This window comes from Demequina lignilytica, assembly GCF_030418305.1.
GTDB lineage: Bacteria > Actinomycetota > Actinomycetes > Actinomycetales > Demequinaceae > Demequina > Demequina lignilytica.
In genome coordinates, this window is the sequence record NZ_JAUHPX010000004.1 from 143,784 (window position 1) to 166,059 (window position 22,276).

The window sequence follows — 22,276 nt, forward strand, 5'->3', positions numbered from 1 at the left end:
GCCCGCCGCGTCCGCGCGGCGGGCATCGTGGCGTCCGGGGGCGCACAGCCGTCGGGACGATGCGACGGTCGGGCGAGGAGCCCGCGCTCAGGCCGAGCGGGAGGTGCGGCGCGCGAGGATCTGCTCGAGCGACGTCGTGGTGGTCGCCGCCGGCTCGTCCGTCGCGGACGCGGCGGGCGCCTCGGCGGGGCGGTACGACGCCGCGGCGATGTCCTCGTCCGCCAGCGGTCGCGCCTGGGCCTGACGCACCTCGGGCTTGAGCGTGTAGCTCGGCGCGGGCATCTCGCGCGGGCTCCAGGCGGCAGACTCCTCCGCCGCGGGGGCCGACGAGGCGGCAGGCGCCTGCACGGCGGCGGGCGCCGGCACCGAGAGCGGCTTGAGGTCGGCCGACGTGACCACACGGATCGCCTGCGTCTCGACATCCGACGGCTGGGCGTCGCGACCGGCCGCACGCTCGCGCGTCACCTTGCGCAGGGCCTGGGTGGCGGTGGCGGCCGCGGAGACCTCACGGGCGACCATCGCGATCCGCGCGTCGGCGCGACGCTGCGCGGAGGCGGCGCGTGCGCCCTGCACCATCACGCCCGCGAGCAGCGCCGTCGCTCCCGCACCGACGGCGACATGAGCGGCGCCCAGGGCGACCAGGACCCACGCGGTCAGCGTGAGCGCGGTGACGCCCAGCGCGACGCGGGCGCGGCGGCGGGCGCGTGCCTTGCGCTCGGCGACGACCGCGGCACGGTCCTTGCGCATCGCGACCAGCTGGCGCTGGGCGGCGGTCGCGGCGCGGTCGATCGGGCCCGACGGACGGGACATCTGGTCCGCGCCGAGCTTCGCGATCGAGGCGCGCGCGGCACCCGTGACGAGCAGCGGGACCTCGCCCGAGTCGGAGCTGGGACGGTCGGCAGGGCGCTCGACGCGCTCGGCGGCGGTCTTCACCACGCGCATCTCCGCGGAGAAGCGGTCCTCCGTGCGCACGAGCGCGTAGTCGGAGCGCTCCTTGATCCGCTGGGGGATCACATAGGCGAGCACCATGCCGAGGGCGATGATCGCGAGCAGTCCAGCGGGAGGCATGTGACGACGCTACGGCGGACGCCACCGCAACCGCGGGAGGCGCGCGGCGTGTCAGCCCTCAGGCTCCCAATATCGGCCGGTGCGCGGCTGATCTTGAGTTCGCGAGTAGACGATGTGGTCGCGCCACCCGCCGTCGATGTAGAGGAACGAGCGGCGCGGCCCGTCCAGGGTGAACCCGAGCTTCTCCGCCACCCGGCGGCTCGCCTGGTTCTCGGGACGCATCGCGACCTCGACCCGGTGCAGCCCCTGCGCGAAGGCGTGCTCGACCAGCATCGCGGCCGCCGTGGGCACGATCCCGAGGCCAGCATGCTCCCGGTCGAGCCAGTAGCCGAGCGAGCCCGAGCGCTGCGCACCCCACTCGACACCGGCCACCACCACGCGGCCCACCAGCGCGCCGTCGAGCTCGATCGCCATCGGCCATCCGGTCCCGAGCCTCCGCGCGCGGCGCTCGGAACGGATGAACTGCCGGAAGGAGACCGCCGGGATGGGCGCCTCGGGCGGCGCGGTCGCCTCCCAGGGCCGGAGCCAGTCGCGGTTGGCGCTGCGCAGCGCCGCCCACTCGTCCGCGTCGCGGACCCTCAGGGGTCGCACCCTGAGCGTGCCGCGGACCAGCTCCGGCTCCCCCACGTCAGTCGTCCCAGACGGTGCAGCGCACGAGGTCGCCGGGGTGGACCTCCGTGGTGCGGGCGTCGATCCACGCGATGCCGTCGGCCGCACCGAGCGACGCGAGCGTCGCCGCGCCGCCCTGCCCGGCGGGCGTCGCCGTCACGGAGCCCTGCCCGTCGACCCCCAGGCGCACCGGCACGGCATGCGCCGCAGCGTCCGGCGAGGCGAAGCCGGCGGTGAGACGGGCTCGCACGCCGGGACGCAGATACTCGGCGAAGCCGCACATGCGCCGGAGCGCGGGCCTCACATAGGCCTCGAAAGCGAGCGCGGCGGCGGCGGGCGCACCCGGCAGCGCGATCACCGGCACATGCCGGCCCAGGTCCTCGCCCACGACCGCGAGCGCGTGCCGCGAGCCCGGTCGGAAGGCCAGGTCCACGTCCTCGACCCGGCCGAGCTGACGGAGGACGGCGACCACCGCATCGTCCCGGCCGTCGCTGAGGCCGCCGGTGGTGATCACCAGGTCGGCGCGCACCAGCTGATCCTCGATCGCGGTGCGCAGCGTCCGGCGATCGTCGTCGACGGCGGGGATCCGCACCGCGTGGGTGCCGGCGGACCTCGCGGCGACGGCGACCAGGCGCCCCGTCGCCTCCGGCACGCCGAGGAGACCGCCCGCGGTCTCGACCAGCTCGCCTCCCGTCGGGATCACCACCACGCGCGGCACCGGCCGGACCGCGAGCCGCGACAACCCGAGCGACGCCGCGAGCGCGAGCTCGCGCCCACCCAGGCGGCGTCCCGCGGGCACCAGCACGGTCCCCGCCCGGGCGTCGGACCCGACCTCGCGGACCCCGGAGCCCGCGCGCACCCGCTCCCGGATCTCAACGCGGGCCGCTCCCCCGTCGGTCGACGCGAGCGGGACCACCGCATCGGCCCCGCTCGGCAGCAGCATCCCGGACGACACGCGCGCCGCCGTCCCCGGCAGAAGCCGGCGCGGGCCGCGGTCGGAGAACGCGACGTCGTGCGACAGGGGCAGCGAGACGGGCGCCGCCTCGACGTCCTGCGCGAGCACCGCGAAGCCGTCGTGGGCGGCGCGCGGCGCGTCGGGAAGCGGGTGGTCCGCCACGAGCGGCTCGAGGAGCGTGGCCCCCGCGGCGTCGCCGACGAGGACCGTCAGCGGCTCGATGGGGGCGAGCGCGGCGGCGACCGCCGCGCGGTGCTCGTCGAGGCTGCGGCTGACCCGGCCGTCCATGCCGGTCAGCATGCGCGGTGCTCCTGGCGGGATTCCATGCGACGAGCCTAGGGACATGCCCCGAAGTGGAACAAAGATTTACCGAACTTTGGCACAATGGCTCCCATGACGCCGATGTCCGAAGGCCACCTGCGTGCCCCCGAGCCGGACGAGGCGAAGGCGCACCTGCGAGCCGTGATCCGACGCGAGAGGCTCCAGCGGAGCGAGCGCCGCCGCCATGAGGCGGCGGCGGCCTTCCGCGACCACGTGCTCGCCCTGCCGGCGGTGCAGGCGGCCTCCTGCGTGTCCGTCTACGCGTCGCGGCCCCACGAGCCCAGCACCGGGCCCCTGATCGAGGCGCTGCATGTGCGCGGGGTCAGGGTGCTGATCCCGCTGCTCGGCGACGGCCTCCAGCGAGGCTGGGGCGTCTATCGCGGCGTGGACGACCTGGTCGAGCGTGCCCCGGGACGCCCTCCGGAGCCGTCCGGGGACTTCCTCGGCTCGGTGACCCTCGCGGAGGCCGACGTGATCGTGGTCCCGGCGCTCGCGGTCGACACGTCGGGCACCCGCCTCGGCCAGGGCGGAGGGTGGTACGACCGCGCCCTGGTCGACGCGAAGCCGGACGCGCCGGTGGTGGCGCTGACGTTCTCGGGCGAGGTGCGCGACGCCGCGACGGACCCGCTGCCGAGGGAGCCGCACGACCTGGGCGTGGACATGGTCATCACACCCGAGGGGGCATTCGAGCTCGGGGCGTAGAATACGCCCATGCCTACCTACTCCTACGCGTGCACCGCGTGCTCACACGCGTTCGACGCGGTGCAGTCGATCCACGACTCAGCCCTGACCGAGTGCCCCGAGTGCACCGGTCCCGTCCGGAAGCAGTTCGGCTCGGTCGGCGTGACCTTCAAGGGCTCGGGCTTCTACCGCACGGACTCCCGCTCCGAGTCGAAGACCGCGTCCAGCTCCTCCTGATCGCGGCGTCCCCGCTCACCAGTGCGGGGGACGCTCCCGCTTGATCTCGTCGTCGCGGCTCGAGCCGCCGGAGCCGCCCCACCCCTCGTCGATGTCCTCGCGCGCCCGCGTCGGGATGAGCGGACGGTCCGTGCCGCGCCACGCCGGGCGGATCGGCGGCGGGGAGGGCAGCGCGTCCTCGGCCTCGCCCTCGTCCTCCGGCTCCTCGGTCTCCTCCTCGGGGGCCGATGCGGGGGTCGAGTCGTCGTCGGATGAGGACTCAGCGTCCCGGGGCGGTGTCACAGGGGCCTCCTCGGAGGACTGAGCGTCCCGAGCGGGCTCGGGCTCGGGCTCGGGGGACGGTTCCGGTTCGGGGTCGGGCTCCGGCTCGGGCTCGGGCTCGGGGAGGTCGAGCGCGGGCTGGGTCTCCTGCGCGCGCGTGTGCCGGTCCACCAGCAGGTGCTCGGCGAGCATCACCGAGATCCCCAGGGTGACGTCGGGCGCCTCGACCACGGGCTCGGGCTCCGGGTCGGGCTCCGGCTCGGCGGCGACCAGGTGCTCGTCGCGCAGCGCGGGGATCGCCCCGGTGACGTCCTCGAGCGCGGCGACGTCGAACACCTCCTGCGCGGGCACGCGGATCGCCGAGGTCTCGACGCCGAGGTCGAGCGTCGGCTGCTCCCACACCAGCGGTCCGCGCCGGCCCTCGACGGCGTCGACGATCGCCGCTACGGCGGCGTCGGGGTCCATGAAGACGTCGAGCGTCCACAGCGAGACGACCGTCCAGCCGAGCGCCTCCAGCCCGCCGTACTGGTGCCGCATCCGGTCCCGCACGCTCGCGGCGCCGGCCTGCCCCGCATCGTCCGTCACCACGGCGACCGTGTAGCCCCGGTCATGGCGCCCGCCCACGACGAGCGGGATCGCGTCGGCGCCCGCCCCGTAGCGCACGTGGACGGCGTAGCCCTGGGCGCGCAGCCGCGACGCGATGTCGGCCAGCAACCAGTCGCCGGGCGCGGGCTCGGGACGTTCGGCGGGCACGGGCGCGCCGTCGGCGGCGAGCAGGAGCTCGCGCAGCCCGTCGACCGCCTCCGACTCGGGGCCCTCGGCGATCGCGGCGAGCTGCTCCGCGTCGAGGGCCGTCACCACGGTGAGGCTCTCGTGAGTCGCGGCCAGCGCCTGGACCAGCGCCGGGACCCCGTGCGGCTCCGAGAGCGCGCCCAGGCGAGCCGGCAGCGTCCCCTCGGCGTCGCGCGCATAGCCGAGACTGAGGATGACCTCGTCCACGTCGAGGCCCGCCGCGTTCGCGAGGGACACCACGGGCACCGTGTCGGCGAGCCGTGCGCCGCGCTCCTCGAGCGCGTCGCGCAGCCGCATCGCGTGCAGCTCGTTGCCCGCGACCACGGCGAGGCTGCGGCGCGGCATCTCGTGGACCAGCCGGTCGGCGCGCTCGATCACCGCCGCGACCTCGGCCCGGGTCGACTCGACGGTGCGGGAGCCGGCGACGGCGTGACCCACGGCGTCGACGTGCTGCACCCGGAGCCGGTCGGCCTCGCCCGCGGCCGGCAGGGAGCTGAGCGCGCGGCCGTAGGCCAGCGAGCCCAGCAGGGACGTGACGCGCGGGTCGCGCGGCTGCGGCGCGGCGTGCAGCGCGACGCGCGGCAGGAGGTCGGCGAACGTGGCCACCGCGGAACGGGTCGCCGACTCGGCGTCGGCGACCACGACCACCTGGCGGGCGCGCGCGAGCGTCGGCACGGTCTCCGCGAGCGCCAGCGACTCCGAGGCGAACACCACCGCGAGGTCGACGCAGCGGGTCGGCGGGGCGAGCCGCGACACCTGCTCGGCGGTCGCGAGGGTGACGGGTCGCAGCGCGGTCACGAGCGGGCCGTGGTCTCGCCACAGCTCTCGGTACGGCGCGTCGGCACCCTCGACGAGGGTCGCGAACAGGTCGCGCGCGAGGTCGGGGTGCTTGGCGATCGCGATGCGGCGGCGCTCCGCCACCGCTCGCATGAGCGGGCCCACCCGCGCAGCCGCGAAGTCATGGTCGCGGCGCAGGAACTCCTCGACCACGCGGCCGACGGCGCCCTCCTCGGTCAGGCGGGGGTCCGCCGAGACGATCGCGTCGAACGCCGCCGCCCACCACGCGAACTCGAGGTCGCGGCGCACCTGCTCGGGCGTGGCCTCGCGGGCGCGGAGGTCCTCGAGCAGCGGCCCGAGCCCGGCCTGCACCAGGTCGCGATCGACGGGGATCTCCTCGACGGCCTCGAGGGTGCCGGGCACCCCCTCCGCGAGGTGCTCGAGCACCTCGCGCACGCGCTCCCAGGGCTGATCCATGAGGTCGGTCTCGCCGGACACCTGGGCGACGGGCTGCGCGATGCGCTCCCAGAGCCGCTGCGCGCTCTCGACGCGATCGGCGAACAGGTCGAAGTCGGCGGGCACGAGCGGCCAGCCGCCGGCGCTGCAGTGCGCACGCCACCGCAGCGCCTGGGCGTGCGCGGCGACCAGGTGCTCGTGGATCTCGTCCTTGCTGCGCCCGGGCCGCAGCAGCTCCACCGCGCGACGGCGCAGCGCGCGCCGGTCGCGACGCGCCAGCTCCCCCGACTGCGCGGTGCCGGCGGGCGCGGTCGCGGCCACCAGGTCGTGCAGCGAACGGTGGAACACGGCCGGGGAGAAGATCTCGAGGGTGTCGCGCACGTCGGTGAACAGCGTGACCTGATCCGCCCAGGCCGCGACCGTCGGCGCCTCGTCCATGCCGGTCTCGTGCGCGGCCAGGCGGGCCTCGGCACGCATCTTCGGCAGGTGACGGACCACCAGGGTGGCCAGCGCCTCGTCGAGCCGCGCGCCCTCCGCGGGGTCCGACGTCACCTCCGACCACCACGGGACCAGGGTGATCTCCGGCGTCTCCGGCGCCTCCTGCGCCTCCGGCTCGGGCTCGGGCGGCGCGATCGCCTCGACCAGCGCGTGCGTGACCGAGGCGAAGCCGTGCTCCGCGACCAGCGCCGCGGCGTCCGCCCCCAGGCGGATCGGGGTCGCGGGCGCGGGTGCCGTCGAGATGAGCCGCACGACCGCCTGGACCGCCTCGTAGGCGCTCACGTCCCACGGGCGGTACGAGCGGTGCAGGGCGTCCATCCGCCCCTGCAGCTCGTGACGCGCCGCGAGGAGGCGCTCGCCGGCCTCGCGGATCGAGTCGTCCTCGACCTCGTCCACCCCCATGGTCATCGAGGTGAGCAGCCGGCGGCGGGCCACCTGGTTCCACGACGCCATCGCCCCCGAGACGTACGTGTCACCCACGCCGAGCCGGTCGAGCCGCCTCGCGACCGCGCGGACGGCCTGCTCGCCACCGCCGACGGCCATGACGGCGCGGCCCGAGGCCGCCGCATCGGCGACGATCGCGGCGACCGCCCCGAGCGGGTCGGCGCCCGGCGGCGCCTGCACCAGCACCGACCGGCCGGTGGCGATCAGGTCGAGCGCGGCGAAGCCCGCATCGTCGAGGTCGCCCACGCCGCGCTCCGCGAAGGGGTCGCGGTCGCCCAGCGGGAACGCGGGAAGCGGCTGCGCGAGGACCGCGCGGGCGTCGCCGTCGCCGGCGCTCGCCGCGAGCACGTCGGAGGCGCCGATCACGGCGTCCATGTCGTCGAGGTCGTCGAGCAGGCGCTGCTCCGGGTCGTCGAACGCGCCGACGAACAGCCGGTCGCCCACCTCGATGTCGGGGAACGCGTCGCCCAGCTCGCTGACGTGGCTCCACAGCGGCCGCGGGTCGAACTCCACGCCCGGCCCGGCCGACGGGTGCAGGCCGGCGAGCCCCTCGCCTGCGCCGCGGGCCCGCGCCTCGGTGAGGAACACCGGGTTCACCACCACCTGGTCGAGCATGGTGAGCAGGACGTCGCCCTGGCGCGCCGGCTCGAAGTGCACCGGCCGCATGACGAGCGGCATCTCGCGGCGGCGGCCGTCCTCGGTCCACGACACCGTGCCGATCACCATCGCCGCGGTCCACACTCCGGTCGCCGCCTTGACCCGGTCGGCGTCCTCGCGGATCAGCCGGACGCGGTGCAGGGCCTGCGCGTAGACGTCGGGATCGCGCAGCAGGGACTGGAGGGACGTGGGCCGCCCGGCGAACAGGGGCGCGAGGCCGCCCGGATGCGAGCCGCGCAGGTCGACCACCGTCGACTCGCTCAGCGCGAGGTCCCGCAGCGGCGAGACGGTCGCGAGCTCCTGCAGCTGCTCCCGCCACTCCTCGAGGGCCTCCGCCACGAGGGCGCGCCCGATATAGTCCACCACCGTCCTACGGTAACCGCCGGGAACCGGGCCTCTCGCGCACCACGCCGCCTCCCGATCCGGGACCCTGCCCCGCATCGTCGCGACGCGCACCAACACCCCGGGGAACGGCAGACAGTGCGCGCCGACTTGTACAGACGACGCGCACTGTTGAAGGGATTGTGCGGCCCCGGGTACCGCCGCGTCAATTCCGTGCGCGGGGCCTCGGATGCGCGCGCGTCAGCGGCGTCGGTACCGCTGGATGACGTCCCTGATCGGGGGCACGTGGACGCCCTCCGCGGCCATGTCCAGGCGTGCGAGGCGCCGGTTCCGGAGGACCCCGGCGACGCCCATGACCCACGGGATCAGCAGGGTCGCGAACGCGATGCGGTACTCGCCCAGCGTGTAGGCCGTCGCCCCCTCCGGCGACACGGCCTGGAGGGTCACGCCGACCAGCACGATCCCCAGGATGGTGGAGGCGAATCCGCCCACGTTCACGAACCCGGTGGCGGTGCCCATCGCCTCCTCGGGACCGAACGTGCGGGCGTAGTCGAGCGCGATCAGCGAGACCGGTCCGCCCGCGCCGATCACGGCCATCAGCACGCCGAGCTCCCACACCGGACGGGGCGTGTCCGGCACGAGGATCGCGACCCAGGCCACGGCGGTCGCCACGGCGGAGCCGAGCACCAGCCAGCTCCGGCGCAGCGGATGGCGGGCGGTGAACGCCCCTGCGAGCGGGCCGGCGGCCATCTTGGTCAGCGTGATCACCATCAGCAGCGCGCTCGCCTCGGGCAGCGTGAGGCCCTGCGTGGTGACGAAGAACGGCACGCCCCACAGCAGCGCGACGGTGTTCGCCGAGCACAGCGACAGGAAGTGGGTCCAGAACCCGAGCCGGGTGCCGGCAGGGCGCGAGGCGAGGCGGATCGAGGCGCGGAGGGACGATGCGGGGGCCCGGGGCGCCGCGCGCTCGCCGGTCGTCGCGGGCACCCGGATGCCGCGGGACGCGAGGGCCGCCGTGGCGAGCGTGACCGCCGCCAGGACCGCGAACGTGGCGCTCCAGCCGTGGCCCTTGAGCATCCATGCGACGGGGATAGAGGTGGCGAGCTGGCCGGCCTGGCCCACGAGCCCGGTCACCTGCACCAGCACCGGCACGCGGCGGGCCGGGAACCACAGCGGGATGAGGCGGCACGCGGAGATGAAGATGGGAGCGTCGCCGGCGCCGATCAGGACGCGCGCGAGGATCGCCAGCGGGAGGCTGGTGGTGAACGCGAGAAGCACGGTGCCGGCGGTCATCAGCAGCGCGCCGCCGATCATCAGCCGGCGTGCGCCCCAGCGGTCGAGGAGGGCGCCGGCCGGCAGCTGCAGCGCCGCGTAGGTGGCGACCTGGGCGATCGCGAGGATCGACAGCCAGGCCGCCTCGATGCCGAACCGGTCGAGCGCCTCGACCCCGGCGACGCCGAGCGCGGTGCGGTTGACGATCGCGACGAAGTACAGCGCCATGCCCGAGACGAGCATCAGCCACGCGGCGCGCGGGGCGCGCACGTGCGGGGTCGGCGTCGCGGTCAGGGTCCCTCCCGGGTTCGCCTCACCGTACGGGAGCGCCGCCGGGGATTCCTCGGACCTCGGACCCAGGCCGGTCCCTCACCCCCCTCCCCGGACGCTCCGCACGGATCTGGGCCCGACACGCCGTGCTGGACACGTTCACACGCGGTTCCGGACGGCGTGTCGCGCGTGAAACCGTGCGGAGCAATCTGGGGGGAGGGGGTGCCAGCGGGCGCGTCAGCGGGTGCGGGGCGGCCGCCGCGACGGGATCTCGACGCCCGCCGCGGCCAGGTCGGCGCGCGCCCGCCTCCGCGAGGCGAGCACGCCGATCACCCCCGCGATCCACGGCACGATCAGCACCGCGAAGGCGAGACGGTACTCGTCGAGCGTGTAGACCGTCGCGCCGGGCTCGGACGTGAGCTGCAGCACCGCGCCCACCGCGAGCACGCCGATGATGGTCGCCGCGAACCCTCCGACGTTGACGAAGCCGCTCGCGGTCCCGAGCCGGTGCCGCTCGGAGAACGTGCGCGCGAGGTCGAGGCCGACCACCGAGGTGGGCCCGCCGATCCCGACGGCGATCACGAACACCACCAGCTGCCACATGGGCCGCGGCGTGTCGAACGCCAGCAGCGCGGCGAAGGCCGCCAGCGTGAGGACCGCCGAGCCGAGCACGAGCCAGCTCCGGCGGAACGGGTGACGGCCCGAGTACCACCCGATCAGCGGGCCGGAGGCGATCGCGGACAGCGTCAGGCAGGTGAGCAGGAGGCTCGCCTGCGCGGGCGACTTCTCCTGCGCGGTCACGAAGAAGGGCACGCCCCACAGCAGTGTCAGCACGTTGGCGCCGAACGGGGTGACGAAGTGCGACCAGAATCCGAGCCGCGTGCCCGCGACCCGGGTGGTGGCGCGCAGCGCGGGCCACATGCGCTCGGCGACCACCACCGCCGACTCGTCGGTGGGCGCCCGCAGGCCGAACCCGGCGACCAGGCCCACGGCCACGGTGACCGCGCCGAGCGTCGCGAACGCCACGCTCCACCCGGCGGCGTGCAGGAGCGCGGCGACGGGGATCGCCGACGCGAGCTGGCCGGTCTGACCGATGAGGCCGGTGACCTGGATCATCATGGGCGCCCGCCGCGGCGGGAACCACAGCCCGACCACCCGCGTCGCGCCGATGAAGATCGGGGCGTCGCCCGCGCCGATCAGGACGCGCGCGAGCAGCACCAGCGCCGGCTCGTGGACGAACGCCAGCATCGTCTGCCCGAGCGCCATCACCGCGAGACCCGCGGTCATCACGGTGCGCGCCCCGAACCGGTCCATCAGCCGCCCGCCGGGGATCTGCAGCGCCGCGTAGGCGGCGATCTGCGCGACCGAGAGCATCGCGAGCCCCGTGGCCTCGAGCCCGAAGCGCTCGGAGGCCTGCACCCCGGCGACGCCGAGCGCGGTGCGGTTGACCACCGCCATGAAGTAGGCGGACGCGGCCGCGATGTAGATCACCCACGCGGCGCGCGGGGTTCGCTGGTCGAGCACGCGGCTCCTGTTCAGTTCGAGCGGGGAGGTTGCCTTCCCCAGTATCTCCCCGCGCGGGAGGGACGATGCGCGGGAGCCATCGCGCGCATCGTCCCTCCCCCGGTTCCTAGAGGGCGAGCGCCGCCTCGAAGCCCGCGTTGATCGCGTCGCCCACCTTGGCGGGACGCACGCAGTCGCCGACCGCCACCACCGAGTCGCGGTCAGCGAGCGCCTCGACCAGCGCCGTCGCGGGCCGCACGCCGAAGGCGCTCACCACCGTGTCGGCGGCGATGTGCACCGGACCGTCGGGGCCCTCGACCTTGACGCCGGTCGCGTCGACCTCGGTGACGCGGCGGCCCGTGATGAGGGTCACGCCCGCCTCCGCGAGGTCACGCAGCAGGGTGATGCGGTTGATCATCAGGAGGTCCTCCGCGATGCCCTCCTTCATCTCGATCATGGTGACGTCGTGGCCCTCGAGGGCCTTCTCGAGCGCGAAGTCCGCGCCCGAGAGGCCGCCGCCGCAGACCACGAGGCGCTTGCCGAGGTCGGCGCCCAGGTGCGCGTCGATGACCTCGACCACCGACGGGCCGTCGAGGCCCGGGATCGGCGGGGTGAGGGGGGTCGACCCGGTCGCGAGGATCACCGCGTCGGCCGCGGCGAGCTCGGGCGAGTCGGCGCTCATCTCCGTGCCGAGGTGGACCGTGACGGGCAGCGTGGCGAGCTGGCGCTCCCACCAGAAGATCATCGAGCGCAGCTCGCGCTTGAACTCCGGGGTCGCGGCGGGCCAGAGCACGCCGCCCAGCTGGGTGCCCTTCTCGTACACGTCGACGGTGTGGCCGCGCAGGGCGGCGACGCGGGCGGCCTCGAGGCCGGCCGGGCCGGCGCCGACGATCGCGACGCGCTTCGGGGTCGCGGCGGGGGTCAGCTCGCGGCGCTCGAGCTCGAGCCCGACCACGGGGTTGACGGCGCAGCCGAGCGGCTTGCCCACGAACGCGTTGCCGACGCACAGCTGGTTGCAGCGGATGCAGGGGCGGATGTCGTCGCGGCGGCCCTCGGCGAGCTTGAGCGCCCACTCCGGGTCCGCGATGAGCGCCCGGCCGATCCCGGCGAAGTCCATCTCGCCGCTCGCGATCGCGGCCTCGGCGCGCTCGGGCGTCAGGTTGCCGCACCCGAGCACCGGGATGGTGAGCGCGTCCTTGAACATCTGGACGGAGCCCATCATGCAGTTGTCGCCCAGGTAGTAGGGCGGGAACACGTAGTCCATCGCCTCGTAGGAGCCCTCGTCGATCATCAGCAGGTCCAGCCCGGCGGCCTCGAGCTGCTGGGCGATCTCGATGGACTCGGCCGGCGTGCGCCCGCCCTCGAAGTGGTGGTCGACGGAGAGGCGGAAGCTCACGGGGAGCCCGGGGGCGCCCTCCTTCACGGCGGCGATGATCTCGGCGGCGAAGCGGCAGCGGTTCTCGACGGAGCCGCCGTACTCGTCGGTGCGACGGTTCCACACGGGCGACAGGAACTGGTCGATCACGTAGCCGGTGTGGCCGTGGATGTCGATCGCGTCGATGCCCGCCTTCGCGCAGCGCTCGGCCGCCTCCTTGAAGCGCTGGACGATCACCTTGATCTCGTGAGTCTCGAGCGGGCGGCACCGCACGCTCGGGTCGAGCCAGTGGCTGTTGTCCGAGGCGGAGATGGGCAGGCGGTCCGGGTCGATGTTGTTGATGTTGCGGCCCAGTCCCGCGGTGAGCTGCACGGAGACGGCGCCGCCGCGGGCGTGGAAGGCCTCGGCGAGCTTGGTGAGGCCGGGGATCGCGGCGTCCGTGTCGACGCGGCCGAGGCCCTCGTTGATCACCTCGTAGTCGTCGGTGACGGCGTTGATGCCGGTGCAGACCAGGCCGGCGCCCGCGGCACGCTCGGCGTAGTAGGCGACCTCGCGGTCGGTGAGGTGACCGTCGTGGTCACCCATCTCGGTGCCCATCGGCACCATCACGACGCGGTTGCGCAGCTTCAGGCCCGCGAGCTCGACGGGCTCGAGGACGTGGGAGTACAGGGTGGACACGGGGGCCTCCTAGAACGGTCAGGATCGTCGACTACGACGCTATTGACCATATGTTCAGTAGAGGCGGGTTCCGAGGGACCAAGGTCACCGGCTGCCGCTGGCGTCCCACGCACCCGGACGGTCCGCACGGAGCTCGTCCCGGGTCTGCGGCGTGTCGCGGCGAGATCCGTGCGGACTGTCCAGGGGGTGGGGGGCGGTGGTCGCGGTGGAGGGCGGCGGGACCGCTCAGGCGCTCAGGCCCACCGCCGCCGCGAGCCGCGGGTACACCCGCATCGCGTTGCCCGCGAAGATCGCCTCCCGCTGCTCGTCGCTGATCGCGGCGGCGTCGACGTAGCGCTTCGTGTCGTCGAAGTACTGGCCCGTCTCCGGGTCGATGCCGCGCACCGCGCCCACCATCTCCGAGCCGAACAGGATGTTCTCCGTCGGGATCACCGCGGTGAGCAGGTCGATGCCCGGCTGGTGGTAGACGCAGGTGTCGAAGAACACGTTGTTCATCAGGTGCGAGGACACCGGCGGCTGGCCGAGCATGTCCGCGAGACCGCGGTACCGTCCCCAGTGGTACGGCACCGCTCCGCCGCCGTGCGGGATCACCAGGCGCAGTGTCGGGAAGTCGCGAAACAGGTCGCCCTGGAGCAGCTGCATGAAGGCCGTCGTGTCGGCGTTCATGTAGTGCGCGCCGGTCGCGTGGAACGCCGGGTTGGCCGAGGCGGAGACGTGGACCATGCCCGGCACGTCGTGCTCGACCATCCGCTCCCACAGCGGGTACCAGTAGCGGTCCGTCAGCGGCGGCGACGTCCAGTGGCCGCCCGACGGGTCGGGGTTGACGTTGCAGCCGATGAAGCCCATCGCGACGCAGCGGTCGAGCTCCGCGATGGACGCCTCGAGGCCCTCGCCCGGGGACTGCGGCAGCTGGCACACGGGCGCGAACACCCCGGGGAACAGGTCCGCGACGCGCGCGATCAGGTTGTTGCAGGCCTCGGACCACGCGATCGACGTCGACAGGTCGCCCTGGTGGTGGCCCATGACGGACGCGCGCGGCGAGAAGATCGTCACGTCGGCGCCGCGCTCGCGGATCAGCCGGAGCTGGTTCTTCTCGATGGTCTCGCGGATCTCGTCGTCGGAGATCTCCGGGTACTCCGGTGCCGGCTCGCCCGCCGCGAAGGCCGCCAGCTGCGCCGCGCGCCAGTCGCTGTGGGCCGCGGGGGCGGTGGTGTAGTGGCCGTGGCAGTCGATGATCATGCCTGCTCCTTGGGGTCGAGGCCGGCGGCCGCGCGCACGGCGTCCACCAGCGAGATCGTGTCCTCCTGCCCCAGCGCGTCGCGCCACTGCGCGGCCCATCGCTGACGCTCGACCGTGGCGGACGCCATCCACGGCGTCACCCCGGCCTCGGCGACCGTCGCGGCCGCCTCCTCCATCTCCTCCGCCCGGCGCACGCCGTGCTGGAGCGAGCGCGACATGAAGTACCCCGCGATCGCGTCCCAGTCCGCCTCGGGCAGGATGTTCGACAGCGAGTCGAGCACCTCCCTCTCGACCCCGTAGTGCCGCGCGGACAGCAGCGACTCCGACAGCAGCGCCTCGAGGCCCTTCACCACGACGGACCGGCACAGCTTGGTCGCCGCGGCGACGCCCACCGTGTCCGCCCCGACCCGGGCGGCGCCCAGGCCCAGGCCGTCGGCGGCCTCCGCGCGGAACGCCGCCGCGTGGGGTCCGCCGAGCAGGAACGGGGAGGTCAGCCGGCGCGGCTCGATGGGTGACATCAGCGCCGCCTCGACGTAGCGCCCCCCGGCGGCGTCCACAAGCGCCGCGGACTCCCGCTTGTGCCCCGGCGAGCTCGAGTTGAGGTCGAAGAACCAGGCACCGGGGTCGATCGCCGTCGCGGCGGACGATGCCGCGGGCACCGAGTTCATCGCGGTCACCGCGCTCAGCACGAAGGTCGCGCCCGTCACGGCCTCGGCCGCCGACGAGGAGGGCGCGAGCCCGAGCTCCGCGGCGTTGACGCTCGCGCGCGAGCCCGGGTCCGCGAACGCGGTGTCCCACGCCCGGATCCGCGTGACGCCGAGCGCACGCAGGTCCTCGGCGAACACGCGTCCGACCTCGCCGAGGCCGATCAGCGCGACCGTCGCGTCCGCAGCCTCCCCGGTCACTTGCGCGCGTCCCCGCTCGGCCGCTTCCCGAGCATGCCGGTGGGCCGGTACACCCGGGTGTCCTGGCCCTCGGTGGGCGGTGTGCCGTGGGTGTGGAACGTCTCGATGGTGCCGAGCCCCCAGGCCTGGCCGCGGAGCCGCTCGGTCTGGGTCCAGGTGACCACCGGCCAGTCCGGCGCCATCACCAGGCGCGTCAGCGGGTTGCAGATCTCGATGCGGTTGCCGCCCGGCTCGAACAGGTAGAGGAAGAACGTCTGCTGGATCGCGTGCTTGTGCGGCCCGGTCTCGATGTGGACACCCATGTCGAGGCAGAGGTCCGCCGCCCGCAGGATGTCCTCGCGCGTGTCGGAGGCGAAGGCGAGGTGGTGGAGGCGGCCGCTCGACCCGGTCCAGTCGTGCGTGTAGACCACGTCGTACGACTTCTGACCGAACGTGACCCACTTCGCGGCGATGGTGCCGTCGTCGAGGCGGATCTGCTCGGTCGCCCGTCCGCCGAGCACGTCGACGTGCCACGCGGCGGCCTGGTCGGGGTGGGCTGCGAGGAAGTTGATGTGGTCGAAGCGGCGCACCCCGATCCCGCGGTTGGGCTTGGCCTGCGCCTGGTTCTTGAGCCCCGCCGCGAGGTTCTCCGGCGCCTCGTACCAGACCGTGTCGTAGTACAGGGCGATCTCGTGCCCGTCCGGATCGGTGGTGACGAACGTGCGGCCGCGGCCCGCGATGCCGTCCTCCCAGCGCCCCTCGCGCCCCGCGTCCTGGATGGCGACCGCCCGCTCCTCGAGGTCGCGCTCGGACGCCGCGCGCAGCGCCGTGCGACGGATGCCCGACGTGGGCGCCTGGCACGCGATGATCGAGCACTCCTCGTAGTCGTCGTACGCCCGCAGGAACGACATGCCGTCGACGCGACGCGTCTCCGTCATGCCGAGGATCTGCTCGAAGAACCACACGGTGGCGTCGAGGTCGGGCGTGTCGAGCATGGCGTATCCGAGGTGGGACACGTAGCCCTGAGGGGCGGTCATGAGGTCTCCTAGATCAGAGGTGGTCGGGCGGGACGATGCGGGGGCTCAGGACTCCTCGGCGGCCGCCAGGGGGTGGCGCCGGTAGGTGACGCCGAGCCGCTCGAGGACCGGCCGCATGCCGTAGCGGTCGAGGCCGAGCTCGCCACCGAGGAAGGACTGCCGGGTCGCCTCCTCCTTGGCGAGGCGGGCGCGGGAGGCGGCCAGGGCATCGTCCGCCCCCTCCCGGGGCACCACGACCAGGCCGTCGTCGTCGGCGACGATGATGTCGCCCGCGTCGATCACCTGGCCGCCGACCACGATCGGCACGTTGATCGCGCCCGGCGTGTTCTTCACGGTGCCCATGACGTTGACGTGTCGCGCCCACACCGGGAAGCCCATGTCGCGCAGCTCCTGGGTGTCGCGCACGCCGCCGTCGATGATCGCGCCCACCACGCCGCGCTGCTGAAGCCCGGTGGCGAACAGCTCGCCGAACATGCCGTGCTCGGACGGGGACCGGGTGGTGACCACCAGGATGTCGCCCGGTCCGCACTGCTCGATCGCGGCGTGGATCATGAGGTTGTCGCCCGGCCAGCTCATCACGGTGACCGCGGTGCCCGCGACGCGGACCCCCTGCTGGATCGGACGGAGGTCGGAGCCGCAGGAGCCCGTGCGGCCCATCGCCTCGCCGACCGTGGCGACGCCGATGGTCGAGAAGGCCTCGACGGTCGCGCGCGCCGGACGTGGCGGGTCGGTGAGGATCACGGTCTCCATGTCAGAACCCCGCCCCCTCGGGCTGGGGGGCGTCCGGACGGTCGCCGCGCTTGGCGCGCTGGATCAGCTCGTAGACGTGGCCACGGAGCTCGCCGAAGCGGCGGTCCGAGCGGGTGGTGAGCTGGTCGCGCTCGGCGGGAAGGTCGACCTTGACGTCCTCCATGAGGACGGTGGGCCGGTTCGACAGCACGATCACGCGCTCGCCCAGGTAGACGGCCTCGTCGATGTCGTGGGTGACGAACAGCACGGTCACGCCCAGGTGCTTCCACAGCGAGCGGACCAGGTCTTCGAGCTCGGCGCGGGTCTGCGCGTCGACGGCGGCGAACGGCTCGTCCATGAGCAGGACCGACGGCTCGAAGGCGATCGCGCGGGCGATCGCGACGCGCTGCTGCATGCCTCCCGAGAGCTGCCACGGGTGCTGCTCGGCCGCCTCGGTGAGGCTGACCTCCTTGAGGGCGCGGTCGATCTTCTCCTGCCGCTCCGCCTTGGGGATGCCCTTCTCCTTGAGCGGGAGCTCGATGTTCTGGCGGACGGTCATCCAGGGGAACAGCGAGCGGCCGTACTCCTGGAACACGACCGCCATGCCCTCGGGCGGCCCGGTGACGGCCTTGCCGTCGAGGACCACCTCGCCGGCGGTGACGTCGAGCAGGCCCGCGATCGAGCGGAGCAGGGTGGTCTTGCCGGCGCCCGAGGGCCCCACGACGCAGACCAGCTCTCCGCGACGGATCTGGAAGTCGAGGTGGCGGATCGCCTCCACCTCGGGACGGCCGGGGGTGTCGTAGGTCTTCTGGACGCCGCGCAGGTCGAGCGCGATGTCGGTCGCCGGGGCGGCCGGCGTCTGCGCCGCGCGGCCCGAGAGCATGGTGGTGATGGACATCTAGACTCCTCGTTCGATCTGACGCTGCCCGACGTACCACGCGAGCATCCGGTTCTCGACCACCTTGAAGATGGCCGCCAGCAGCACGCCGATGAGGCCGAGCAGGATGATGCCCGTCCACATCTGCGGGATGGCGAAGCTCCTCTGGAACTGGACGATCGCGGCGCCGAGGCCGCGGTTGGCCCCGAACAGCTCCGAGATGACCATGAGGATCACGCCGATGGACAGCGCCTGGCGGGCGCCGGTGAAGATGCGAGGGCTCGCCCCGGGAAGGACCACGAACAGCAGGCGTCGCCAGCGGCTCAGCTGATAGCTCTTCGCGGTGTCGCCGAGCACAGGCTCGAGGCCGCGGACGCCCTCGACGGTGTTGAGCAGGATGGGCCACAGGCAGCCCAGCGCGATGGTGACGATCTTGCCGAGCCAGCCGGTGTAGCCCGCGAACAGCGCGATGATCGGCACCAGCACCGGGGGCGGGACGGCGCGGAAGAACTCGAGCACGGGCTCCGCGAGCGCCCGCAGGGTGGGCGACAGACCGATCGCCGTGCCAGCCACGATGCCGACGAGCACGGCGAGCGCGAAGCCGATGCCGAGCCGGGCGAGCGACGGGAAGACGTCTCCGACGATCCTGTCCATGGTCCAGGTGGTGGGGAACGCCTCGAGGATGGTGCTGAGCGGCGGCCAGAACGGGCTGGTCGAGCCCGCGGAGGCGAACCACCACGCGGCGACCAGGATGATCGGCAGGCCCAGCAGCATGAAGGCCCTCTTGAGAAGAGTGGTCATGAGTGCTCCCCCCTCACGGACGAGTGCCACCAGAGCGCCTTGCGCTCCACGAACCGCGCCATCAGGTTGACCGCGACGCCGATGAGGCCGACCACGATCACGAGCGCGTAGGTCTCCGGCACGTTCGCCGAGCTCTGGGCGATGCCGATCTGCTTGCCCAGCCCCGGCACGCCGATGACGAGCTCGGCGGTGATCTCCAGGATCAGTGCGACCGCGGCGGCGAGGCGGAACGCGGTCATGATGTACGGCAGGGCCGTCGGGTAGATCACGGAACGCGCGATCCGCAGGGGCCCGAACTGGTAGGACCGCGCCGTGTCGCGAGCCACCGGGTCGACGTCCGCGACGCCGTACAGGACCTGCACGAGCACGGGCCAGAACGCCGCGTAGAGCACCAGCAGGAAGGCCGAGGCCGGCTTGGTGCCGAACAGCAGCACCACCAGCGGGATGAGCGCGACGGAGGGGATCGGGCGCAGGAACTCGATGGTCGAGTTGGTGAAGGCCCGCAGGAACGGCACCGAGCCGATGATGAAGCCGACGACGATGCCGAGCGCCATGGCGGCCGCGAGGCCGATGGCCCAGCCGCGGACGGTCAGCCAGAGGTTCTCCCAGAACCATCCCTCGCCGAGCATCTGGAACAGCGAGGCGTACATCTCGGTGACGGGCGGGAGGAAGGCGGGATTGACGATGCCGGTGCGGGACAGGATCTCCGCTCCGACCAGGACGATGAGCACGCCCAGGATGCCGAGCCAGACGTCGCGGCTGCGGCGGGCTCTCCTGGATCGCGTGCGGGGCCGGGTCCCGCCCGAGGCGGGCGGCGCCAGCGTGGCTGGGCTCGAGCTCACGGCTGCTCTCCGATGCGATGAGGGGGTGGGGCCCGGGGCCGCGGCGGGGTGGTGGTCGCCGCGGCCCCGGACGGCTACTTGAGGACCGAGAGGTCCGGGACCTCGGTGAGGAAGCCGTCGGTGACGGCCAGCTCGGCGAGCAGGTCCACCGTGGCGGTGTCGATCTCCGTCGGCCACGCGGGGAGCGTGACGGCCTGGGTGGTCGCCTCGTCCATCGAGGTGTAGGTCAGCAGGATCGCGCGGACCGCGTCGGGGTTGTCCGAGGCGTACTCGAAGGACTTGGTGATGGCCGACTCGAAGCGCTCGACGATGTCCGGGTTGTCGGCCGCGTACTGGCTCGCGGTGAAGTACTGCGCGACCATGAACGTCGGGCTCATCGCCGCGTAGTTCGAGCCGACGTTGACCAGGTCCTGGCCCTTGCCGACGGTGAGGAACGGCTCGACGACCTGGCCCGCGTCGACGTCGCCCGAGACGACGGCAGGGACGATGTCCGGGAAGGCGAGCTCGACGTAGGTGATGGTCGACGGGTCGCCGCCGGCATCGCGGACCATCTTGTTGATGGTGGACGTGTTGACGTTGTTGAGGGTGTTGACCGCCACCTTCTTGCCCTCGAGGTCCGCGGGGCCGGTGATGCCCGAGTCGGCCGTGGTGAGCACGCCGCCCATGTCGGTCTCGAGATCGCCCGTGGTCGACGTGCCGGGGGCGACCGCCTCGATGCCGAGGTCGTTGGAGACGGCGAGGATCAGCGACGTGGTGTTGCTGAAGCCGAACTGGAACTGGCCGCTCACGACGCCGGGGACGATCGCGGCGCCACCCTGGGCGAGCTCCATGGTCAGGTTGAGGCCCTCCTCCTCGAAGAAGCCCTGGTCGACTCCGAGGTAGATGGGCGCGACGTCCAGGATCGGGATGACGCCGACGGTGATGTCGACCGTCTCCATGACGTCCTCCGTCATGGTGTCGCTCGGCTCGGGTGCCGCCGAGGTCTCGGCCGGCTCGGATCCGCCCGAGCTGCAGGCGGCGAGGGTGAGCGCGCTGACCGCGGTCAGCGCGCCGAGGGCGACCCGCATCCGGGTCGACGGGGACGTGAACTTCATGGGCTCCTCCTTGAGACCCGCGCACTCGTCATTGAGAGCGTGGCAGGACCACCGTATCAGGATTGTCGACAATGTTGTAGCCGATTTTGGTAACGAACTGATCGCGATCGCCCATGTGAGCCTCGTCACAATGCGACCTGCGTCACAGCGTCCGATTCGTGGCCGATGCGACATTCGAGGAGAACGCCCGCCTGACGCCGCGCGGGCACGATTCCCTCACCCCCCTCGGGAGACCCCATGCCTCGTCGCGCCCAGACCTCCGCACTGCTCGTCGCAGCTGCAGCCGCCGCGCTCATCCTCGGCCCCGCCGCCCAGGCCGCCGCGCCGGTCGGCGGCTCCCCCGCGCGCGCCGTGGCGGCCGCGTCGTTGCGCTCGGTGCTCATCCCCGCGATCGAGGCGTCCGCCGAGGCGGAGTTCGAGGTCGCCGCCGTCGACATCGACGTCACCCCCGCCCCCGTCGCGGCGTCCGCACCCGCCGCGGGAGCCGCCTCGACGGGCGGGACCGGCGCATCGTCCGGCTCGGACTACTCGTTCGGCGTCCACCAGGCCGGCCACCAGGCCGCCCTGGACCGCTGCACCGGCTGGGTCTGGGAGGACTTCGGCGGGTACGGACGCGTGGTCTCCGCCCACAACCACTGCGGCGGCGCGGTCGTGCTCGGGCTGCAGGTGGGCGACACCGTGCACCTGACCGGCTACGGCGCCGGCGACTACGTGGTCACGCGGCTCAAGACGGTGCCGAAGGGGGCACCCGCGACCGTGCTCGAGGGTCGGCTGTGGATGCAGACGTGCACGTGGGACAACGTGACCATGCGCATCGCGGAGCTCACCCGCGTCTGACGTCCGCCTCGGCGATGGTGCGGAGCGCCTCGATCACCGAGGCGATGTGCGCGCGCATCGCGGACTCGGCGGCGTCGGGGTCGCGCGCGGCGATCGCGTCGATGATCGCCTCGTGCTGGACCACCGAGACGCTCGACCGGCCCGGGAGCCGCGACATCGCGAACTGGTGGCGGATCATCTGACCGTGCAGCCGCGCGATGATGCCGGTCGCCTTGGCGTGCGACGCGATCTCCCGAACCGTCTGGTGCAGCCGGACGTTGAGGTCGCCGTACGCGCCGACGTCCCCCGACGCGACCGCCACGCGCATCGCGGCGCCGATCTCGCGCAGCGTGGCGGCCTGTGCGTCGGTGACGCGCTCGGCGGCACGGCGCGCGACCAGGCCCTCGACCACCATGCGCACCTCGGTGATCTCGACGGCCTCCTCGAGGGAGATCTCGCGGATCCGGGCCCCGCGGTTGCGCTGGCGCTCGACCAGGCCGTCCGCCTCGAGCGACTGGAGCGCCGCTCGCACGGCGAACCGGCTCGCCTCGAACTCCTCGCACAGCTCGGCCTCGACCAGCCGCTGGCGCGGCGAGTAGTCACCCCGCAGGATGTTGGCCTTCAGCTCCTCGTAGACGCGGGCGTCGGCGACCATGACGAGCCTCCCTCCCGGTTCGACCTCGCTGTCGCACCGGCTCCATGCACGACAATATTGTCGACAATCTAGTTGCTGCGTCACGGATCGGCAATCCGCCGCGCCG

Annotated in this window: 19 protein-coding genes; 3 read left to right on the forward strand and 16 right to left on the reverse strand. The window is 73.4% G+C overall.

The annotated features are described in order from the left end of the window. Window positions 1–87: 87 nt before the first annotated feature. Genes QQX10_RS07940 through QQX10_RS07950 form a run of 3 tightly spaced genes read right to left on the reverse strand, consistent with a single transcriptional unit; the run spans window position 88 to window position 2,932 of the window. The gene (locus tag QQX10_RS07940; protein WP_301118787.1) at window positions 88–1,068 is read right to left on the reverse strand and encodes a hypothetical protein; all 981 of its coding nucleotides are present in this window, start codon (window positions 1,066–1,068) and stop codon (window positions 88–90) included. A 51-nt stretch (window positions 1,069–1,119) separates the two neighbouring features. Continuing rightward, entirely contained in the window at window positions 1,120–1,695 is a 576-nt protein-coding gene (locus QQX10_RS07945) for a GNAT family N-acetyltransferase (protein WP_301118786.1), read from the reverse strand. 1 nt (window position 1,696) lies between these two features. After that, complete coding sequence (locus tag QQX10_RS07950; RefSeq protein ID WP_301118785.1) at window positions 1,697–2,932, reverse strand: molybdopterin molybdotransferase MoeA; 1,236 nt, start codon at window positions 2,930–2,932, stop codon at window positions 1,697–1,699. A gap of 93 nt (window positions 2,933–3,025) precedes the next feature. Here QQX10_RS07950 and QQX10_RS07955 point away from each other — a divergent pair, with 93 nt between their 5' ends. Together QQX10_RS07955 and QQX10_RS07960 are read left to right on the forward strand one after the other, a co-directional pair. Continuing rightward, window positions 3,026–3,655: a 5-formyltetrahydrofolate cyclo-ligase gene (locus QQX10_RS07955; RefSeq protein WP_301118784.1), complete on the forward strand. Its 630-nt coding sequence runs from the start codon at window positions 3,026–3,028 to the stop codon at window positions 3,653–3,655. Window positions 3,656–3,664: 9 nt separating this feature from the next. After that, window positions 3,665–3,871: an FmdB family zinc ribbon protein gene (locus QQX10_RS07960; RefSeq protein WP_301118783.1), complete on the forward strand. Its 207-nt coding sequence runs from the start codon at window positions 3,665–3,667 to the stop codon at window positions 3,869–3,871. A gap of 15 nt (window positions 3,872–3,886) precedes the next feature. Here the strand turns inward: QQX10_RS07960 and QQX10_RS07965 are convergent, their stop codons facing one another. The 12 genes from QQX10_RS07965 to QQX10_RS08020 form a co-directional block, all read right to left on the reverse strand. Continuing rightward, complete coding sequence (locus tag QQX10_RS07965) at window positions 3,887–8,122, reverse strand: PDDEXK-like endonuclease domain-containing protein (RefSeq protein ID WP_301118782.1); 4,236 nt, start codon at window positions 8,120–8,122, stop codon at window positions 3,887–3,889. 216 nt (window positions 8,123–8,338) lie between these two features. Continuing rightward, a complete protein-coding gene (locus tag QQX10_RS07970) occupies window positions 8,339–9,640 on the reverse strand; it encodes an MFS transporter (RefSeq protein ID WP_301118781.1) in 1,302 nt (433 codons plus the stop codon). A gap of 237 nt (window positions 9,641–9,877) precedes the next feature. After that, entirely contained in the window at window positions 9,878–11,164 is a 1,287-nt protein-coding gene (locus QQX10_RS07975; RefSeq protein ID WP_301118780.1) for an MFS transporter, read from the reverse strand. Window positions 11,165–11,270: 106 nt separating this feature from the next. Continuing rightward, window positions 11,271–13,196 carry an oxidoreductase gene (locus QQX10_RS07980; RefSeq protein ID WP_301118779.1) on the reverse strand — a complete coding sequence of 642 codons (1,926 nt, stop codon included), beginning with the start codon at window positions 13,194–13,196 and terminating at the stop codon, window positions 11,271–11,273. A 225-nt stretch (window positions 13,197–13,421) separates the two neighbouring features. Continuing rightward, complete coding sequence (locus QQX10_RS07985; RefSeq protein ID WP_301118778.1) at window positions 13,422–14,435, reverse strand: amidohydrolase family protein; 1,014 nt, start codon at window positions 14,433–14,435, stop codon at window positions 13,422–13,424. Then, window positions 14,432–15,340, reverse strand: a complete 909-nt coding sequence (locus tag QQX10_RS07990) for an NAD(P)-dependent oxidoreductase (RefSeq protein ID WP_301118777.1) — start codon at window positions 15,338–15,340, stop codon at window positions 14,432–14,434. Before QQX10_RS07990 ends, QQX10_RS07985 begins: the two co-directional genes overlap by 4 nt. After that, the gene (locus tag QQX10_RS07995; RefSeq protein WP_301118776.1) at window positions 15,337–16,356 is read right to left on the reverse strand and encodes a VOC family protein; all 1,020 of its coding nucleotides are present in this window, start codon (window positions 16,354–16,356) and stop codon (window positions 15,337–15,339) included. The genes QQX10_RS07990 and QQX10_RS07995 overlap by 4 nt, the downstream gene beginning before the upstream one ends. Window positions 16,357–16,401: 45 nt before the next feature. Continuing rightward, on the reverse strand, window positions 16,402–17,106 hold the full coding sequence (locus QQX10_RS08000) for a 4-carboxy-4-hydroxy-2-oxoadipate aldolase/oxaloacetate decarboxylase (RefSeq protein ID WP_301118775.1): 705 nt from the start codon (window positions 17,104–17,106) through the stop codon (window positions 16,402–16,404). 1 nt (window position 17,107) lies between these two features. Then, the gene (locus QQX10_RS08005) at window positions 17,108–17,983 is read right to left on the reverse strand and encodes an ABC transporter ATP-binding protein (protein ID WP_436968568.1); all 876 of its coding nucleotides are present in this window, start codon (window positions 17,981–17,983) and stop codon (window positions 17,108–17,110) included. Continuing rightward, on the reverse strand, window positions 17,984–18,763 hold the full coding sequence (locus QQX10_RS08010; protein ID WP_301118774.1) for an ABC transporter permease: 780 nt from the start codon (window positions 18,761–18,763) through the stop codon (window positions 17,984–17,986). Continuing rightward, complete coding sequence (locus QQX10_RS08015; RefSeq protein ID WP_301118773.1) at window positions 18,760–19,605, reverse strand: ABC transporter permease; 846 nt, start codon at window positions 19,603–19,605, stop codon at window positions 18,760–18,762. Before QQX10_RS08015 ends, QQX10_RS08010 begins: the two co-directional genes overlap by 4 nt. 74 nt (window positions 19,606–19,679) lie before the next feature. Beyond that, on the reverse strand, window positions 19,680–20,699 hold the full coding sequence (locus QQX10_RS08020; protein ID WP_301118772.1) for an ABC transporter substrate-binding protein: 1,020 nt from the start codon (window positions 20,697–20,699) through the stop codon (window positions 19,680–19,682). A 237-nt stretch (window positions 20,700–20,936) separates the two neighbouring features. Here QQX10_RS08020 and QQX10_RS08025 point away from each other — a divergent pair, with 237 nt between their 5' ends. Then, window positions 20,937–21,536 carry a hypothetical protein gene (locus QQX10_RS08025; protein WP_301118771.1) on the forward strand — a complete coding sequence of 200 codons (600 nt, stop codon included), beginning with the start codon at window positions 20,937–20,939 and terminating at the stop codon, window positions 21,534–21,536. Here the strand turns inward: QQX10_RS08025 and QQX10_RS08030 are convergent. Next, a complete protein-coding gene (locus tag QQX10_RS08030) occupies window positions 21,523–22,170 on the reverse strand; it encodes a GntR family transcriptional regulator (protein WP_301118770.1) in 648 nt (215 codons plus the stop codon). The genes QQX10_RS08025 and QQX10_RS08030 overlap by 14 nt on opposite strands. Between the last annotated feature and the right edge of the window lie 106 nt (window positions 22,171–22,276).

Excerpts from the sequence above, each read along its gene's own strand:
- QQX10_RS08000 (WP_301118775.1), bottom strand. The coding sequence starts at position 17,106 with ATGGAGACCGTGATCCTCACCGACCCGCCACGTCCGGCGCGCGCGACC.
- QQX10_RS07960 (WP_301118783.1), top strand. The coding sequence starts at position 3,665 with ATGCCTACCTACTCCTACGCGTGCACCGCGTGCTCACACGCGTTCGAC.
- QQX10_RS07985 (WP_301118778.1), bottom strand. The coding sequence starts at position 14,435 with ATGATCATCGACTGCCACGGCCACTACACCACCGCCCCCGCGGCCCAC.
- QQX10_RS07995 (WP_301118776.1), bottom strand. The coding sequence starts at position 16,356 with ATGACCGCCCCTCAGGGCTACGTGTCCCACCTCGGATACGCCATGCTC.
- QQX10_RS07955 (WP_301118784.1), top strand. The coding sequence starts at position 3,026 with ATGACGCCGATGTCCGAAGGCCACCTGCGTGCCCCCGAGCCGGACGAG.
- QQX10_RS07950 (WP_301118785.1), bottom strand. The coding sequence starts at position 2,932 with ATGCTGACCGGCATGGACGGCCGGGTCAGCCGCAGCCTCGACGAGCAC.
- QQX10_RS08030 (WP_301118770.1), bottom strand. The coding sequence starts at position 22,170 with ATGGTCGCCGACGCCCGCGTCTACGAGGAGCTGAAGGCCAACATCCTG.
- QQX10_RS08020 (WP_301118772.1), bottom strand. The coding sequence starts at position 20,699 with ATGAAGTTCACGTCCCCGTCGACCCGGATGCGGGTCGCCCTCGGCGCG.
- QQX10_RS08025 (WP_301118771.1), top strand. The coding sequence starts at position 20,937 with ATGCCTCGTCGCGCCCAGACCTCCGCACTGCTCGTCGCAGCTGCAGCC.
- QQX10_RS08005 (WP_436968568.1), bottom strand. The coding sequence starts at position 17,983 with ATGTCCATCACCACCATGCTCTCGGGCCGCGCGGCGCAGACGCCGGCC.
- QQX10_RS08010 (WP_301118774.1), bottom strand. The coding sequence starts at position 18,763 with ATGACCACTCTTCTCAAGAGGGCCTTCATGCTGCTGGGCCTGCCGATC.
- QQX10_RS07940 (WP_301118787.1), bottom strand. The coding sequence starts at position 1,068 with ATGCCTCCCGCTGGACTGCTCGCGATCATCGCCCTCGGCATGGTGCTC.